This is a genomic window from Rathayibacter sp. AY1C6, from assembly GCF_002931535.1.
GTDB lineage: Bacteria > Actinomycetota > Actinomycetes > Actinomycetales > Microbacteriaceae > Rathayibacter.
Window position 1 is genome coordinate 24,750 of record NZ_PSWC01000007.1, and the last position, 15,552, is coordinate 40,301.

A 15,552-nucleotide genomic window follows, 5' to 3' on the forward strand; every position below is an offset into this window, starting at 1 on the left:
CCTGATCCTCTCGGGGTCCGCTGAGCCGTCGCTCAGCGGTGGTGGGTACGGTCGGTGCATGCGCACGCGACGGGCATTCGGTTCCTGGCAGTTCCCGGCGGCGATCGTGCTGCCCTTGTGGATCCTCCTCGGCTACGGGGTCTTCGGAGGATCGAGCGGCTGGACCGTGCTCGGCCTGGTGATCGCCCTCCCCATTCTGGCGGTCGCGCTGGCGGCTGTGGCCGCGATCGTCGCATTCCGGGTGACCGTTCGGCCCACGCGCACTCCCGCGTGGGGCGACGTGGCCGTGGTCGGCGCCTGGCACCTCTCCCTGATCGCCTTCGGCTTCTTCCCGCCCGGCGCCTGGGGGCTGGGCCTGCTCTCGGTGGTCCTCGGAGTGGCGGCCTTCTGGCACTCGGCGTGGCGATTCCTCGGCGACGCGAGGGCCACTCTCCTCGCCTTCTCGGAGGCGGCGTCCGTGCAGGCCGAGGGCGCTCACCGCCCCGTCGCCGGCGAGGGCTTCGACCCGGAGCGCCCGCAGGACGGGCAGACCATCGTCCTCTGAGGGGTCGGGCGTCCCGAGAGGCGCTGTCCCCTGCGAGGCCCCGCCCTGCTCCACGGCTCGGCCCTCTCGACGGATCCGCCCTCTGCGCGGCTCTGCCCTCAGGGCGACCCTGTCCTCCAGGTGACTCTGCCCTCCCGACGACCCTGCTTTGACTCGGATCGACGCGGCATGGCAGAATGAGCGCTTGTGCCTCGCGCAGGCTCTGCCACAGGGGAGCCGCGACGACGTGGGCACGACCGACTTCCATCAACGAAACGGTGTTCGACCTGTGGCGGGCACGGAGAGCGATACAGCATGCACATCCTCGATTCCGTCGATGCGGCGTCCCTCCGCAGCGATGTCCCGGACTTCCGCGCCGGCGACACCGTCAAGGTCCACGTCAACATCGTCGAGGGCTCCCGCTCGCGCATCCAGGTCTTCCAGGGCGTCGTCATCGGCCGCTCCAACGAGGGCGTCCGCGAGACCTTCACCGTCCGCAAGGTGAGCTTCCAGGTCGGCGTCGAGCGCACGTTCCCCGTGCACTCGCCGGTCATCGACCACATCGAGGTCGTCACCCGCGGTGACGTCCGTCGCGCGAAGCTCTACTACCTGCGCAACCTGCGCGGCAAGAAGGCGAAGATCAAGGAGAAGCGCGACGCCTGAGCGGCTTCCGCACGACTTCTCGGGAACCCCGGTCCACCTATGATGGACCGGGGTTCCTCCCTTTCTCGGGGGCGATCCGTCCGGGGAGTCCACCCGGTGATGCACAGTAGGGGCGACGGCGAGCGATGACAGACAGCACGGCCCCGGTCCGCCTCCCCGGAGGCGAGGACCACGCCCGCCACTCGGCGGATCCGTCCGAGAAGCGCCCGCGCAAGCGCCGGGGTGTCCTGCTCTTCCTTCGCGACGTGCTGATCATCTTCGTGGTCGCGGTGCTCGTCTCCTTCCTCGTGAAGACCTTCCTGATCCGCTCGTTCTACATCCCCTCCTCCTCCATGGAGCAGACGCTCGTCGAGAACGATCGCATCCTCGTGAACGAGCTCGTGCCCGGAGTGGTGAAGATCTCGCGCGGCGACGTCGTCGTCTTCCGCGATCCCGGCGGATGGCTCTCGCCGAGCTCCGAGCCCAACGTGCCGCCGTTCCAGGCCGCGGTCGACTCCGCCCTCGCGCTCGTCGGCCTCACCGCTCCCGACAGCAACGACCACCTCATCAAGCGCGTCATCGGCCTGCCGGGCGACCACGTGACCTGCTGCACGCCGCTCGGCCAGGTCGAGATCAACGGCAACCCGATCGACGAGCCCTACGTGAAGTTGCCGGACGGGGTGCAGGCCGTCTCGGCCACCCCCTTCGACGTCGTCGTGCCCGAGGGCTCGCTCTGGGTGATGGGCGACAACCGCTACAACTCCGCCGACTCCCGCTACAACACCGACAAGCCGGGCGGCGGCTTCGTGCCGATCGACAACGTCGTGGGCCGCGCGATCCTCGTGACCTGGCCCGTGCAGCAGTGGGCGTGGCTCGACGACTACCCGTCGGTGTTCCGCGGAGTCGACACCGAGGCCTCCGAGGAGGGCTCGGACGACGCGCAGAGCGGGCAGGGCTAGGTGGTCGTCGCCGAGCCGACGCTGACGCAGGAGCGGCGCCTCTTCCGGCAGGGCTATGAGACGGTCATCGGCTGCGACGAGGTCGGCCGCGGCGCGATCGCCGGCCCGGTCTCGGTCGGCGTCGTGTCGATCGGCAGCCGCTGCGGGCGCTTCCCCGAGGGGCTCCGCGACTCCAAGATGCTCGCTCCCGCCCGCCGCGAGGCGCTCCTGCCGGGAGTAGCGAAGTGGGTCTCCGCCTGGGCGATCGGCGAGTCCTCGGCGGACGAGATCGACGAGACCGGGATCATCGCCGGCCTCGGCCGCGCCGCGTCGAGGGGCATCGAGCGCCTCGCCGACCAGGGCGTCGACCTCGCCACCGCCGTCGTCCTCCTCGACGGCGCTCACGACTGGCTGACGCCCGCGCTGGGCGAGTGGGCGGCCGAGTTGACGATCGTCACCCGCGTGAAGGCCGACCGCGACTGCGCCGCCGTCTCCGCCGCCTCCGTGCTCGCGAAGGTGGGCCGGGACGGTCAGATGGTGCGCCACCACGACGACTTCGCCGACTACGCCTGGGACAGCAACAAGGGCTACGGCAGCGCCGCGCACTGGGCGGGGATCGAGCGGGTCGGCCCGTCCCCGCTGCACCGGGTGACCTGGCTGTCGAAGTCGCGGGAGAGCGTCGAGGAGCCGCTCCCGGCGTTCGTGCCCGTCGGCTCGGCGTAGGATTGTCCAACGATGGATGAGGACGAATTCGAGGACTACGACCGCGAGGTCGAGCTGGCACTGTACCGGGAGTACCGCGACGTCGTCTCGCAGTTCTCGTACGTCGTCGAGACCGAGCGCCGGTTCTACCTGGCGAACGAGGTCGACCTGGTTCGCCGCGACACCGAGCACGACTTCTACTTCGAGCTCACCATGCGCGACGTGTGGGTCTGGGACGTCTACCGCTCCGACCGCTTCGTGAAGTCGGTGCGCGTGCTGACCTTCAAGGACGTCAACGTCGAGGAGCTCTCCCGCAAGGAGTTCGAGCTCCCCAAGGAGCTCGCGCTCGACGAGTAGGACGCTGTCGCGGCAGGCTCCGGACCCCTTGCTGGTCGCGTAGCCGCCTCCGACGGCGCATCGAGACCCGGTGCCAGGAGCCCCACCCCGCTCCGGAGCTCTCTCGGATGCGCGGCTCCGAGGGTCTCGTCTTCACGCGGCGCGCATTCCTCCTGCTGGTCGCGTAGCGGTCCCGGCGCCGTATCCAGACCCCGGACCGAGGTCCCTCCCCACGCACCTCCTCGGCCGTCTTCTCCCCGGATCCCCCTCTCGGCCGTCCAGCGCTCCTCCCTGGTCCTGCACGCTTCCGGCAGGAGGACGCATGGACAAGGACGAACTGGGGCGGCGCGGCGAGGAGATCGCGGCGGCGCACCTGAGAGACAACGGATTCGAGATCCTCGACCGCAACTGGCGGGTCCGCGAGGGCGAGCTCGACATCGTGGCCCGCGACGGGTCGGCACTGGTCGTGGTGGAGGTGAAGACGCGCTCATCGACGCGCTTCGGACTGCCGGTCGAGGCCATCACGCGGGCCAAGGCGCAGCGCCTGCGCCGACTCGCCTACGCCTGGGCCGACGAGCACCACGAGCGCTCCCGGCATCTGCGGATCGACGCGGTCGGCATCGTCGCTCCCGGGGGAGTCCCGTCGCAGATCCGGCACCTGCGGGCGGTGGCCTGATGGGCCTGGGAAGGACCACGGCGGTCGGTCTCGTCGGCTTCGCGGGAGCCGTGGTCGGGGTGGAGGCGCACTCGGCCGACGGCACCCCGGGAATGGTGATCATCGGCCTGCCCGACGCCGCGCTCGCGCAGGCGAAGGAGCGGGTGCGCTCGGCGGCGATCAACTCCGGCAGCACCATCGCCGAGTACAAGATCACCGTGAACCTCTCGCCGGCCGCGATGCCCAAGCACGGCTCCGCCTTCGATCTCGCCATCGGGCTGGCCGCGCTCGCGTCGCTCCGTGAGGTCGATGCGGAGTCGGTCGCCGCGGTCGTCCACATCGGGGAGCTCGGCCTGGACGGCCGGCTGCGCTCCGTCCCGGGCGTGCTGCCCGCGGTGCTCGCGGCCGCCCGCGAGGGCAGGCGCCGCGTGATGGTCCCCGTCGAGGACCGGCTCGAGGCGGAGCTGGTCGACGGCGTCGAGGTGATCGCGGTCTCCTCGCTGGCGGCGGCCGCCGTCTGGCACGGAGCCGAGTGGGAAGTGCCGGTGCTCCCCGAGGCCGCGCCGCCGTCTGAGACGGTGTCCGAGCCGGAGGCCCGTTTCGACCTCTCCGACGTGGTGGGGAACGAGGAGGCGGCCGAGGCGATGGTCGTCGCGGCGGCGGGCGGGCACCACGTGTTCCTGCTGGGGCCTCCCGGCGCCGGGAAGACGATGCTCGCCTCGCGCTTGCCGGGCATCCTCCCCGACCTCGACGACGATGCAGCGCTCGAGGCCACCTGCATGCGCTCGCTCGTCGGAGCGCCGACCGGTGGCGCGCTGGTGCGCAGGCCGCCGTTCGAGAGTCCGCACCACTCGGCCTCCTCCGCAGCGATCGTCGGCGGGGGCAGCGGCCGCATCCGTCCCGGCGCGGTCGCCCGCGCCACCAGGGGCGTGCTGTTCCTCGACGAGGCCCCCGAGTTCTCGTCCGTCGCCCTCGACGCCTTGCGCCAGCCGCTCGAATCCGGCGTGATCCGCATCCACCGCGCGAACGCCGTCGCCGAGTTCCCCGCGCGGGTGCAGCTCGTCCTCGCGGCGAACCCGTGCCCGTGCGGCCGCTTCGGCATCCCCGGAGAGACCTGCACCTGCGCTCCCTCGGTCCGCCGCCGCTACCTCGCGCGGCTCAGCGGACCGCTGCTCGACCGCGTCGACATCCGCCTGACGGTCCGCCGCATCAGCGCGGCTCAGCTGGCTGCACGTCGAGACACGTCCGGAATGTCGACGGCGCAGGCTCGCGCCCGTGTCGCCGCGGCGCGGTCCCTGGCAGCGGCTCGCCTCGCCTCAACTCCGTGGACGCTCAACTCGGAGGTCTCCGGCGCCTGGCTGCGCTCGGACGCGGTGCGCCCGACCAGTGCCGAGTCCCGCACGCTCGACCGGGCTCTGGAGCGAGGTCTGGTGACCATGCGCGGCTACGACCGGGTCCTGCGCCTGGCCTGGACGCTCGCGGACCTCGACGCAGCCGACCGGCCGTCAGCAGCCCACCTCGCGCGCGCGCTCGCCCTTCGAGGAGGTGCCGCGTGATCCGGCCCGACGCGCTCTTCGACGGAGCGGAGCTCGACGCTGTTCGCCGACTGCTGCCGAGCGGCGCAGCCGATCCGGACTCGGCGGCCGACGGCGAGCCTTCGGGTGAGTCCGGCTGCGCTCGGAGCGCACTCGTCGACGCTGCTGCCCGGTGCGGCTGGAACTCTCTGACCGAGCCCGGCGACTCCGTCGCCGCCCTCCTCATCGAGAGGGTCGGCGCGGCCGAGGCCTTCGCCCACGTCGTGTCCTCGTCGTCCGCGGAGGAGATCCTCGCGCCCCCGCATCGCGCTCCCTCCGACGAAGGAGGCGGGGCGCTCGCGCCCCTCGACTCCGAGGTCGCCGCGCTCCAGTCGGGGCTGGCGCGCTGGCGACCGCGCCTGGACCGCAGGCTCCTGTTCCGACGTCTCGAGATCGCCGAGCGACTCGGCGCCCGACTGCTCCTGCCCGGGGCTCCCGTGTGGCCCGAGTCGCTCGACGACCTCGGGCCGCACGCGCCACTCCTGCTCTGGCTGCGCGGTGATCCCGCCGCCTTCGATCCGCCGCACCGCCTCGCCCTCGTCGGCGCCCGCGCTGCGACCGGTTACGGCGAGCACGTGGCCGCCGAGCTCGCCGCGGGCGTCGCGGCGCGAGGCGTCTCCGTCGTCTCGGGCGGTGCCTTCGGGATCGACGCGGTCGCCCACCGCGCCGCCCTCGGCTCCGGAGGCCGGACGGTCGCCTTCCTCGCCGGGGGAGCGGACCGCCTCTACCCGACGGCTCACGCCGACCTCCTCCACCGCATCATCGCCACCCCCGGCTGCGCCGTCGCGACGGAGGTCCCGCCGGGCACCACGCCCACCCGCTGGCGATTCCTGCAGCGCAACCGCCTCATCGCCGCCTCCACCGTGGGCACCGTCGTCGTCGAGGCCGGCGCCCGCTCCGGATCCCTCAACACCGCCGGCCACGCGGCTGCCCTGGGCCGCCCCCTCGGTGCGGTCCCGGGCCCGGTCACCAGTGCCTCCTCCGCCGGCTGCCACCGGCTCCTCCGCGAGTACGCGGCGACCTGCGTCACCTCGCCGGCGGATGTGCTCGAACTGCTCGCCGTCGGCGACGCCGACGGATCGTGCCGAGCGCTGACCGCGGCTGAGGCGCGAGTCCTGGCCGTCGTCGAATCCGAAGGAGGCTGTGACGCCGCAACCGTCGCCCGGCTCTCCGGGGATTCGCTCGATTCGGCACTGTCGGCGCTGGGTGCGCTCCTCGCAGACGGACGCGTCCACCGTTCCGAGGACGGGGACTGGGAGCGGGCACCCGGGTGAGCGGCCCCGCCGCCGCGGCGCTGTCGGCGGTCCGCCCTACGCTGAAGGGGCATCGGCGAGGGGAGCGGCATGGACGCCACGGCAGCAGGACACGGCGGAGAGCGCCCGCAGCTCGGGCACTTCCGCGCCGCCGACAGGGTCATCGCGCATCTGAGCGACACGCACCTGCTGGCCGACGGCGCTCCGCTCTACGGGAAGGTCGACACGGTCGCCCGCCTCGCGCAGGCGGTCGGCCGGCTGGCCGAGCGCGGCGGACGCCTGGACGCGATCGTGGTGACCGGGGACGTCGCGGACCGCGGCGAGGAGGACGCCTACCGGCGCGTGCGCGAGCAGCTCGACCCCGTGGGCGAGCGGTTCGGCTGCCCGATCGTCTGGGTGATGGGCAACCACGACGAGCGCGGAGCCTTCCGGCGGGTGCTCCTCGAGCAGGACCCGGCGGGCGCGGGACCCGTGGACCAGGTCGTCGACCTCGGCGGGCTCCGGCTCATCGCGCTCGACAGCGCGGTGCCCGGCTTCCACCACGGCGACCTCACCGACGCCCAGCTGGCCTGGCTGAAGGACGAGCTCGCCGCACCGGCCCCGCTCGGGACGATCCTCGCCCTGCACCACCCTCCGCTGCCCACGCCGCTCGGCGCGATGACCGTGCTCGAGCTGCGGGGGATCGACCGCCTCGAGGAGGTGGTGCGCGGAACCGACGTCCGCGCGATCCTCGGCGGCCACCTGCACTACCCCACGGCTGCGACCTTCGCGGGCGTGCCCGTGCTCGTCGCCGGCGCCACCAGCTACACGATGGACCTCGGAGCGCCCGAGCGGGAGCTCGCCGGCGTCGACGGAGCGCAGAGCCTCTCGCTCGTCCACGTCCACCCGGAGACGGTGGCCGCCTCGTTCGTGCCGACGGCACCGGCCCCGATCGCGACGCGGTTCGGCACCGACCTGATCGAGCGGCTCGAGGGGCTCGACGAGCAGGGGCGCATCGACCTCTGGTCGCGGATGCCGGACGGATCATGACCGGCGAGACGCTCGCCGACTCGGTCGAGCACTTCCTCCGTTACGTCCTCGACGAGCGGTCCCTCTCGCCCGCCACCGCGAAGGGCTACCGCTCCGACCTGGCGCGCCTGATCGCCCACACGGAGGAGAAGGGGCGGCTCCTCACCGCCGAGCTCGACCTCGAGCTGCTGCGCGACTGGCTCTGGCGAGAGTCGGAGTCGGGGATCGCCCGCGCGACCCTCGCCCGGCGCACCGCGGCCGTCCGCTCCTTCTCCTCCTGGGCGCATCGGACCGAGCGGCTCCCCGTCGACGTCGCCGCACGCCTCAAGACGCCCAAGTCGGGACGGACACTGCCGCGGGTCCTCACGCTCCCGCAGGCGGAACAGGTGCTCGACACGGTCGCGGCGCGAGGCGCGACCGAGGACCCGGTGGCGCTGCGGGACCTCGCGATCGTCGAGCTGCTCTACGCCTCCGGCATCCGCGTCTCCGAGCTGGTCGCCGTCGACCTGGGCGACGTCGATCTCGGCAGGCTCACCGTGCTCGTCACCGGCAAGGGCGCCAAGCAGCGGGTCGTCCCGTTCGGCGTGCCCGCGAAGGAGGCGCTCGTCGACTACCTGGAGCGCGCCCGACCCTCTCTCGCCACCGGCGACGGGAGCGGGGCCCTGCTGCTGGGACGGCGGGGCGCGCGCCTCACCCCGCGCACGGTCTACGGCGTGGTGGCGAGGCTCCTCGACGTCGGGCAGGGCTCCGGACCGTCCGGTCCGCACACCCTCCGCCACACCGCGGCGACCCATCTGCTCGACGGCGGAGCCGACCTCCGCGCCGTCCAGGAGCTGCTCGGCCACGCGAGCCTGGGCACCACGCAGATCTACACCCACGTCTCGACCGAGCGGATCCGCGACGCCTACCGCCTCGCCCACCCCCGCGCCTGACCGGACGCGCGAGTCACCGGACGCACCCTTCCGCGCCACTCGCTCAACACCCTGCGCCACGTCGTCCATCGGCAGAAGCACCGCCCGGGGGATCCCGCCGAAGAACCGCATCGGCGAGACGTAGTCGCCACCCTCGCGGACGCCGAGGTGCACGCACCTCCCGTCGCAGTGGCCGCCCGCACCCACTGCTCCGACGGGCTGGCCCGCGGTGAGGACCTGCCCCGCCGTCACCGATCCGTCGACCGGCTCGACCGTCGAGACCAGACCGTCCGCGTGCACGATGCTCACCACGGACCGGTCGACCACCCTGCCCGAGAACGACACGGTGCCCGCCGCGACGGCGACCACGGGCTGCCCGGCCGCTGCCGCGAGGTCGATCCCGCGGTGCCCGGGGGCGTAGCGGTGGGCCGGCGCGCCCCACGGCTCCACGACGGAGAACCCCGGGACGGGTGAATTCCACCGCGGGTCGGACCGGCCGGGGGACGAGGTGCCGGAGGGCGAGGCGCCGAGAGGCGCCCCGACGAGCAGAGCGGCGAGGGCGAACACGCCCGGGCGCAGGAGTCGGGATCGGAGCATGCGGCCACCCTCCTGGAGCCGGTCCGGGACCGGTGGTCGGCCGAGCGGATCAGGGGAGGAGAGCGCGACGGGCCCGGCTGTGGAGGGAGGACATCGGCCGGGGGAGAGCGCAACCCGTCCCGGTGGTGCCGCGGCGAGGAGTAACGTGCCGGTGATCCGGCTCGGGAGCGGCACCCCGCCCCCACCGGCGGCGAGAATCGGAGACGACCATGACCAGCGGACGATCTGACACGACCAGCGGGAGAGCGGACATCCCGAACCCCTCGGCGGCGAAGCTGAAGAGGAAGGTGATCGGCCTCGCGATCGCGGCGGCGGTCGGCGGCTTCCTCTTCGGCTTCGACTCGTCGGTGGTGAACGGTGCCGTGGAGGCGGTGCAGGGCGAGTTCCAGCTCTCGGCCGCGCTGATCGGCTTCGCCGTCGCCTCCGCGCTGCTCGGCTGCGCACTCGGCGCGTACCTCGCGGGCCGCCTCGCCGACCGCTGGGGCCGCATCAAGGTCATGCTGCTCGGCGCCGGGCTCTTCTTCATCTCCTCGATCGGCGCCGGCGCGGCGTTCGCGGTCTGGGACCTCGTGCTCTGGCGCGTGGTCGGAGGCCTCGGCATCGGCATCGCCTCCGTGATCGCTCCGACCTACATCTCGGAGATCGCGCCCAAGGCCATCCGCGGAGCTCTCGCGTCGCTGCAGCAGCTGGCGATCACGCTCGGCATCTTCGCCGCCCTGCTCTCGGACACCCTCATCGCGAACGGCGCGGACGGCGCCTCCGAGCCCTTCTGGTTCGGCGTCGCCGCCTGGCGCTGGATGTTCATCGCCTGCGCCGTGCCGGCCGTGATCTACGGCCTCCTGGCCCTGACCCTGCCGGAGTCGCCCCGCTACCTCGCGACCCGCGGCCGCTCCGAGGACGCCCGCGCGGTGCTCGCGACGGTCACGCCGCGCGACGAGGTCGACGAGGCGCTCGCGGACATCCAGAAGAAGATCGACGAGGACTCCGAGAACGCGAAGCGCTCCAGCCTCCGTGGCCCCGCCCTCGGCCTGCTCCCGGTGGTCTGGGTCGGCATCCTGCTGTCGGTGTTCCAGCAGTTCGTGGGCATCAACGTGATCTTCTACTACTCCACCTCGCTCTGGAGCGCGGTCGGATTCGACGAGTCCAACTCCTTCGCGATCTCGGTCTTCACCTCGGTCGTGAACGTCGTCGTCACCTTCGTGGCGATCTTCCTGGTCGACAAGGTCGGCCGGAAGCCGCTGCTGCTGGTCGGATCGGCCGGCATGGCCGTCTCGCTCGCACTGATGGCCATCGCCTTCAGCCAGTCGACGATCAGCGGAGAGGACGTCTCGCTGCCCGGCGCCTGGGGGCCGATCGCCCTCGTCTCGGCGAACGCGTTCGTCGTCTTCTTCGGTGCGACCTGGGGCCCGCTGGTATGGGTCCTCCTCGGCGAGATCTTCCCGAACCGGATCCGAGCGGCCGCGCTCGGCCTGGCGGCCTCGGCCCAGTGGATCGCGAACTTCGCCATCACGGTGACCTTCCCGATCCTCTCGCAGGACGTGTCGCTCACCCTGGCCTACGGCCTCTACGCCGCCTTCGCGGCGATCTCGTTCGTCTTCGTCTTCATGTTCGTGCCCGAGACCAAGGGCCGCTCTCTGGAGGAGATGGACACCCTGCACATCCGCACCGTGATGAAGTCGGCGCGCAAGTAGCACCGGCCTCCCGCGCCCCGACGGCCGCCCTCCCGCAGCAGCGGGGGAGGCGGCCGTCCTGGTGCTAGACTCCACGGAGCACCTCGCTCGTCGGGGTGACTACGCGCGCCCATTCGGCCTCCGCTCCCCACGGTCCCTCTCCGCTCATGCGGCCGGGGCGGGAGTGCGCCGGGCGCCAGGGCGACGTGCCGACCGGCCGTCGCAGACAACCGAACGGGAGTTCGGCGCCGTCGTGCGCCCGGGCCCCGAGACAAGGAGAACGACTCATGGCAGTCGTCACCATGCGCCAGCTGCTCGACAGCGGCGTCCACTTCGGGCACCAGACCCGTCGCTGGAACCCGAAGATGAAGCGCTTCATCCTGACCGAGCGCTCGGGCAGCTACATCATCGACCTCCAGCAGTCGCTGGCCTACATCGACAAGACCTACGACTTCGTCAAGGAGACGGTCGCCCACGGCGGCACCATCCTCTTCGTCGGCACCAAGAAGCAGGCGCAGAACGCGATCTCGGAGCAGGCGACCCGCGTCGGCCAGCCCTACGTGAACCAGCGCTGGCTCGGCGGCCTCCTGACCAACTTCCAGACGGTCTCGAAGCGCCTCGCCCGCATGAAGGAGCTGGAGGAGCTCGACTTCGACGACACGTCGAAGAGCGGCTTCACCAAGAAGGAGCTCCTCATCAAGAAGCGCGAGCTCGACAAGCTGCACAAGTCGCTCGGCGGCATCCGCAACCTCTCGAAGACGCCGTCGGCCCTCTGGGTCGTCGACACCAAGAAGGAGCACCTCGCGATCGACGAGGCCAAGAAGCTGGGCATCCCGGTCATCGGCATCCTCGACACGAACTGCGACCCGGACGAGGTCCAGTACCCGATCCCGGGCAACGACGACGCGATCCGCTCGGTGAGCCTGCTCACCCGCATCGTCGCCGACGCCGCGGCCGAGGGCCTCATCCAGCGCCACCAGAAGCCCGAGGCCGAGGGCAACGTCTCCGCCGTCGAGCCGCTGGCCGAGTGGGAGCAGGAGCTGCTCTCCACCGGTGCGCCCGCCGCCGACGTGCAGGAGCCGAACGAGCAGGCCGGCGCGGAGACCGAGAAGGTCGCCGACGCCGAGACCGAGACCGCCGACGAGGCCGTCGTCGAGGCCGAGGCCCCCGCCGCGGAGGAGGCCCCCGAGGCCGACGCCGCCGAGACCTCGACCGACGAGACCGCGACCGACGAGACCGCCACCGCCTGACACCCCGTTCCGTGACGGGGGTCGGACGCCGCACCCGCGGTCGTCCGGCCCCCGCTCGGTCGGTGCACGTTCACCACGAGTAAGAACCGCCGTCACCTCGGCGTGCTGGGCTCCTCCCGTGAGCCCGCCGCCGCGAGTGACGGCGCCACAGGGTTTCCGAACCAAGAGGAGTTCCGAGAACATGGCAAATTTCAGCCTCGCTGACGTCAAGACGCTGCGCGAGCAGCTCGGTACCGGCATGGTCGACACGAAGAACGCGCTCGTCGAGGCCGACGGCGACCTGGACAAGGCGGTCGAGATCCTCCGCCTCAAGGGTGCCAAGGGCAACGCGAAGCGCGCCGACCGCTCCACGAGCGAGGGCCTCGTCGCCGCCGCCGAGAAGGACGGCGTCGCCACGATGATCGAGCTCGCGTGCGAGACCGACTTCGTCGCCAAGGGCACGAAGTTCATCGCCCTCGCCGACGCCGTGCTCGCCGCGGTCGTCGCCGCCGGCTCCACCACGGTCGAGGAGGCCCTCGCGGCCCCCGCCGACGGCAAAACCGTCGCCGACCTGATCAACGACGAGGCCGCGATCCTCGGCGAGAAGGTGGAGCTGCGCCGCGTGGCCTCCGTCTCGGGCGAGCACTTCGCGATCTACCTCCACAAGACGAACAAGGACCTGCCCCCGCAGGTCGGCGTGGTCGTCGGCTACGCGGGTGAGGACGCCGAGACCGCGCGCTCCGTCGCCCAGCACATCTCGTTCGCGAACCCGTCCTACCTCTCGCGCGAGGACGTGCCGCAGTCCGAGGTCGACAACGAGCGCCGCATCGTCGAGGAGATCTCGCGCGGCGAGGGCAAGCCCGAGGCCGCCCTGCCGAAGATCATCGAGGGACGCGTGAACGCGTACTTCAAGCAGGTCGCCCTGCTCGACCAGGACTACGCGAAGGACAACAAGCTGTCCGTCAGCAAGGTCCTGAGCGACGCGGGCCTGAGCGTGTCGGGCTTCGCCCGCTTCAAGGTCGGCGCCTAACAGCACTGCAGGAGGGAGTCCGGGTCGTTCAGTCGACCCGGGCTCCCTTCGCTCTGCCCGGGGCGGCCCCGGGCGTGGTCGCGGGGTCCGCTCCGCGCGGGATAGGTTTGTACGGGTCTACGGGAGGAAACGTCCATGACGGAGACGGATGCGATGACGACGGGCAAGCGCCGCAGGGTGCTTCTGAAGCTGTCGGGGGAGGCGTTCGGAGCCGGCACGCTCGGCGTGAACCCGGACGTGATCAGCGCCCTGGCGCGCGAGATCGCCGATGCCGCGACCGAGGTGGAGATCTCGGTGGTCGTCGGCGGCGGCAACTTCTTCCGCGGAGCCGAGCTCTCGCAGCGCGGCATGGACCGCGGCCGGGCCGACTACATGGGCATGCTGGGCACGGTGATGAACGCCCTCGCCCTCCAGGACTTCCTCGAGCAGGCGGGCGCCGAGACGCGCGTGCAGTCCGCGATCGCGATGACGCAGGTCGCGGAGCCCTACATCCCCCGCCGGGCGATCCGGCACATGGAGAAGGGCCGCGTCGTCATCTTCGGCGCCGGCGCCGGACTCCCGTACTTCTCGACCGACACGGTCGCCGCGCAGCGCGCGCTCGAGACGCACGCCGACGTGGTCCTCGTCGCCAAGAACGGTGTGGACGGCGTGTACGACGCCGACCCGCGGACGAACCCCGACGCGAAGAAGCTCGATTCGCTGACCTACCAGGAGGCGCTCCAGCGGGGCCTCAAGGTGGTCGACTCCACCGCGTTCAGCCTCTGCATGGACAACGGCATGCCGATGCAGGTCTTCGGCATGGAGCCCTCGGGCAACGTCGCGAAGGCCATCCGCGGCGCCGAGCTCGGCACGCTCGTCTCGAACTAGACTGACCACTTCCCTCTCTTAAGGAGCTCCCTGTGATCTCGGATGTACTGGCCGACGCGAAGACCAAGATGGGCAAGGCCGTCGAGGTCGCCAAGGAGGACTTCTCCACGGTCCGCACCGGACGCGCGAACCCCGGCATGTTCCAGAAGGTGCTGGTGAGCTACTACGGCACCCCGACGCCGCTGTCGCAGCTCGCCTCGATGCAGAACCAGGAGGCCCGCACGCTCGTCCTGACGCCCTACGACAAGGGCTCGCTGCGCGACATCGAGCAGGCCATCCGGGACATGCCGAACCTCGGCGCGAACCCGACCAACGACGGCACGATCATCCGCGTGACCCTGCCGGAGCTCACCGCCGAGCGCCGCAAGGAGTTCGTCAAGATCGTCCGCACCAAGGCCGAGGACGCCAAGATCGCGGTGCGCAACATCCGCCGCAAGGGCAAGGACGACCTCGACGCGCTGAAGGGCGACATCGGCGACGACGAGCTCGCCCGCGGCGAGAAGGAGCTCGAGGCGCTCACGAAGCAGCACGTCGACGCGATCGACGAGGCGCTCAAGCGCAAGGAATCCGAACTGCTCGAGGTGTAGCGGTGCCCGAGATCCCCGAAGGACCCGAGGGCGGCGAGAAGAGACCGTCTCCGCACGTCCCGGGTGCCCGGGGATCCCGGATGGTCACCCGCGACGCGCTGCGTGCGCGCGCCCAGCAGGGCCGGGCCGACGTCGAGCGCCAGCTCGAGGCGACCCGCGCCCAGCTCGAGGCGACGAACGACCGCCTGACCGCGCGCTCGGGCCGGAACCTCGTGTCGGCGACCGCGATCGGACTCCTCGGCGGCGGTGCGATGGTCGTCAGCCTCCTCCTGGTCAAGGAGCTCTTCATGGTGCTCGCGGGGGTGGTGGTGCTGCTCGCGGCGCTGGAGCTCTCGAACGCCCTGCGCCACGCCGGTCGCGACATCCCGCGCATCCCGACCGGGATCGTGGCGGTCGTCGCCGTGCCGGCCGCCTACTACGGCGGCCTCGGCGCCGCGTGGGCCACGGTCCTCGGCGGATCCGTCCTCGTCGGCCTCTGGCGGCTGGGGGAGCAGCTCTTCCGGCGCACCGCCTCCAGCCGGAGGGACCTAGCCCTCGACATCGGCCTCGGCGCGTTCGTCCAGGGCTACACGACCTTCCTCGGTGCCTTCGCGATCCGTCTCGTCGCCGAGCCCGGCGGCCAGCTCTGGGCGTTCGCGTTCCTGGTGCTCGTGATCGTCGTCGACACCGGCGCCTACGTGAGCGGACTCACCTGGGGCAAGCACCCGATGGCACCGCGGATCAGCCCGAAGAAGACCTGGGAGGGGTTCGCCGGTGCGGCCGTCGCGGGGATCGTCGTCGGCGTCCTGCTCGCCCTGCTGATGCTCGGCCAGCCCTGGTGGGTCGGCGCGGTGTTCGGGGCCGTGGTGCTCCTCACCGCGACGCTCGGCGACCTCGCCGAGTCGCTGATCAAGCGCGACATCGGCATCAAGGACATGAGCTCCTGGCTGCCCGGCCACGGGGGAGTCCTCGACCGGCTGGACTCGATCCTGCCGTCGGCCGCAGCTGCCTACGTGCTGTACTTCCTCTTCGCCCACTGAGCGCACGCCTC

16 protein-coding genes and 1 pseudogene are annotated in these 15,552 nt (G+C 71.8%); 16 read left to right on the forward strand and 1 reads right to left on the reverse strand.

What is annotated here, in order from left to right; genetic code table 11:
* The first annotated feature begins 58 nt into the window (after window positions 1-58).
* The 10 genes from C5D36_RS06235 to C5D36_RS06280 all read left to right on the forward strand — a co-directional run bounded on the left by C5D36_RS06235 (window position 59) and on the right by C5D36_RS06280 (window position 8,563).
* A complete protein-coding gene (locus tag C5D36_RS06235) occupies window positions 59-544 on the forward strand; it encodes a hypothetical protein (protein ID WP_104354883.1) in 486 nt (161 codons plus the stop codon).
* Window positions 545-838: 294 nt separating this feature from the next.
* On the forward strand, window positions 839-1,186 hold the full coding sequence (gene rplS / locus C5D36_RS06240) for a 50S ribosomal protein L19 (protein WP_104223904.1): 348 nt from the start codon (window positions 839-841) through the stop codon (window positions 1,184-1,186).
* A gap of 125 nt (window positions 1,187-1,311) precedes the next feature.
* Window positions 1,312-2,124 (forward strand): signal peptidase I, encoded by an 813-nt coding sequence (lepB, locus tag C5D36_RS06245; RefSeq protein ID WP_104223903.1) that lies wholly within the window; start codon window positions 1,312-1,314, stop codon window positions 2,122-2,124.
* The gene (locus C5D36_RS06250) at window positions 2,125-2,826 is read left to right on the forward strand and encodes a ribonuclease HII (protein ID WP_104250529.1); all 702 of its coding nucleotides are present in this window, start codon (window positions 2,125-2,127) and stop codon (window positions 2,824-2,826) included.
* Window positions 2,827-2,838: 12 nt separating this feature from the next.
* Window positions 2,839-3,162, forward strand: a complete 324-nt coding sequence (locus C5D36_RS06255; RefSeq protein ID WP_055792576.1) for a DUF2469 domain-containing protein — start codon at window positions 2,839-2,841, stop codon at window positions 3,160-3,162.
* 301 nt (window positions 3,163-3,463) lie between these two features.
* The gene (locus C5D36_RS06260) at window positions 3,464-3,817 is read left to right on the forward strand and encodes a YraN family protein (protein ID WP_104223901.1); all 354 of its coding nucleotides are present in this window, start codon (window positions 3,464-3,466) and stop codon (window positions 3,815-3,817) included.
* Entirely contained in the window at window positions 3,817-5,352 is a 1,536-nt protein-coding gene (locus C5D36_RS06265; protein ID WP_104295444.1) for a YifB family Mg chelatase-like AAA ATPase, read from the forward strand. The genes C5D36_RS06260 and C5D36_RS06265 overlap by 1 nt, the downstream gene beginning before the upstream one ends.
* Window positions 5,349-6,644 carry a DNA-processing protein DprA gene (dprA, locus tag C5D36_RS06270; protein ID WP_258062879.1) on the forward strand — a complete coding sequence of 432 codons (1,296 nt, stop codon included), beginning with the start codon at window positions 5,349-5,351 and terminating at the stop codon, window positions 6,642-6,644. The genes C5D36_RS06265 and dprA overlap by 4 nt, the downstream gene beginning before the upstream one ends.
* Window positions 6,645-6,713: 69 nt before the next feature.
* Entirely contained in the window at window positions 6,714-7,652 is a 939-nt protein-coding gene (locus tag C5D36_RS06275) for a phosphodiesterase (protein ID WP_104223899.1), read from the forward strand.
* Window positions 7,649-8,563, forward strand: coding sequence for a tyrosine recombinase XerC (locus C5D36_RS06280; RefSeq protein WP_104295445.1), 915 nt, complete (start codon window positions 7,649-7,651; stop codon window positions 8,561-8,563). Before C5D36_RS06275 ends, C5D36_RS06280 begins: the two co-directional genes overlap by 4 nt.
* Window positions 8,564-8,686: 123 nt before the next feature.
* On the opposite strand, the pseudogene C5D36_RS17340 reads toward C5D36_RS06280, so the two are convergent.
* Window positions 8,687-9,139: pseudogene (locus C5D36_RS17340) on the reverse strand (murein hydrolase activator EnvC family protein); the annotation flags it as partial.
* A gap of 209 nt (window positions 9,140-9,348) precedes the next feature.
* Between C5D36_RS17340 and C5D36_RS06290 the strand changes: the two are divergent.
* The 6 genes from C5D36_RS06290 to C5D36_RS06315 all read left to right on the forward strand — a co-directional run bounded on the left by C5D36_RS06290 (window position 9,349) and on the right by C5D36_RS06315 (window position 15,541).
* A complete protein-coding gene (locus C5D36_RS06290) occupies window positions 9,349-10,830 on the forward strand; it encodes a sugar porter family MFS transporter (protein ID WP_104223897.1) in 1,482 nt (493 codons plus the stop codon).
* Window positions 10,831-11,096: 266 nt separating this feature from the next.
* Window positions 11,097-12,059, forward strand: a complete 963-nt coding sequence (gene rpsB, locus C5D36_RS06295) for a 30S ribosomal protein S2 (protein WP_104295446.1) — start codon at window positions 11,097-11,099, stop codon at window positions 12,057-12,059.
* 181 nt (window positions 12,060-12,240) lie between these two features.
* Complete coding sequence (tsf, locus tag C5D36_RS06300; protein ID WP_104295447.1) at window positions 12,241-13,068, forward strand: translation elongation factor Ts; 828 nt, start codon at window positions 12,241-12,243, stop codon at window positions 13,066-13,068.
* Window positions 13,069-13,221: 153 nt separating this feature from the next.
* The gene (gene pyrH, locus C5D36_RS06305; protein ID WP_374953771.1) at window positions 13,222-13,935 is read left to right on the forward strand and encodes a UMP kinase; all 714 of its coding nucleotides are present in this window, start codon (window positions 13,222-13,224) and stop codon (window positions 13,933-13,935) included.
* A gap of 32 nt (window positions 13,936-13,967) precedes the next feature.
* The gene (gene frr, locus C5D36_RS06310; protein ID WP_104232499.1) at window positions 13,968-14,522 is read left to right on the forward strand and encodes a ribosome recycling factor; all 555 of its coding nucleotides are present in this window, start codon (window positions 13,968-13,970) and stop codon (window positions 14,520-14,522) included.
* 80 nt (window positions 14,523-14,602) lie between these two features.
* Window positions 14,603-15,541, forward strand: a complete 939-nt coding sequence (locus C5D36_RS06315; protein WP_104232500.1) for a phosphatidate cytidylyltransferase — start codon at window positions 14,603-14,605, stop codon at window positions 15,539-15,541.
* Window positions 15,542-15,552 lie beyond the last annotated feature (11 nt).

Coding starts and splice junctions, on each gene's coding strand:
- C5D36_RS06280 (WP_104295445.1), top strand. CDS start 7,649: ATGACCGGCGAGACGCTCGCCGACTCGGTCGAGCACTTCCTCCGTTAC.
- rplS (WP_104223904.1), top strand. CDS start 839: ATGCACATCCTCGATTCCGTCGATGCGGCGTCCCTCCGCAGCGATGTC.
- C5D36_RS06290 (WP_104223897.1), top strand. CDS start 9,349: ATGACCAGCGGACGATCTGACACGACCAGCGGGAGAGCGGACATCCCG.
- C5D36_RS06255 (WP_055792576.1), top strand. CDS start 2,839: ATGGATGAGGACGAATTCGAGGACTACGACCGCGAGGTCGAGCTGGCA.
- C5D36_RS06260 (WP_104223901.1), top strand. CDS start 3,464: ATGGACAAGGACGAACTGGGGCGGCGCGGCGAGGAGATCGCGGCGGCG.
- C5D36_RS06235 (WP_104354883.1), top strand. CDS start 59: ATGCGCACGCGACGGGCATTCGGTTCCTGGCAGTTCCCGGCGGCGATC.
- tsf (WP_104295447.1), top strand. CDS start 12,241: ATGGCAAATTTCAGCCTCGCTGACGTCAAGACGCTGCGCGAGCAGCTC.
- C5D36_RS06265 (WP_104295444.1), top strand. CDS start 3,817: ATGGGCCTGGGAAGGACCACGGCGGTCGGTCTCGTCGGCTTCGCGGGA.
- C5D36_RS06275 (WP_104223899.1), top strand. CDS start 6,714: ATGGACGCCACGGCAGCAGGACACGGCGGAGAGCGCCCGCAGCTCGGG.
- rpsB (WP_104295446.1), top strand. CDS start 11,097: ATGGCAGTCGTCACCATGCGCCAGCTGCTCGACAGCGGCGTCCACTTC.
- pyrH (WP_374953771.1), top strand. CDS start 13,222: ATGACGACGGGCAAGCGCCGCAGGGTGCTTCTGAAGCTGTCGGGGGAG.
- lepB (WP_104223903.1), top strand. CDS start 1,312: ATGACAGACAGCACGGCCCCGGTCCGCCTCCCCGGAGGCGAGGACCAC.
- C5D36_RS06315 (WP_104232500.1), top strand. CDS start 14,603: ATGGTCACCCGCGACGCGCTGCGTGCGCGCGCCCAGCAGGGCCGGGCC.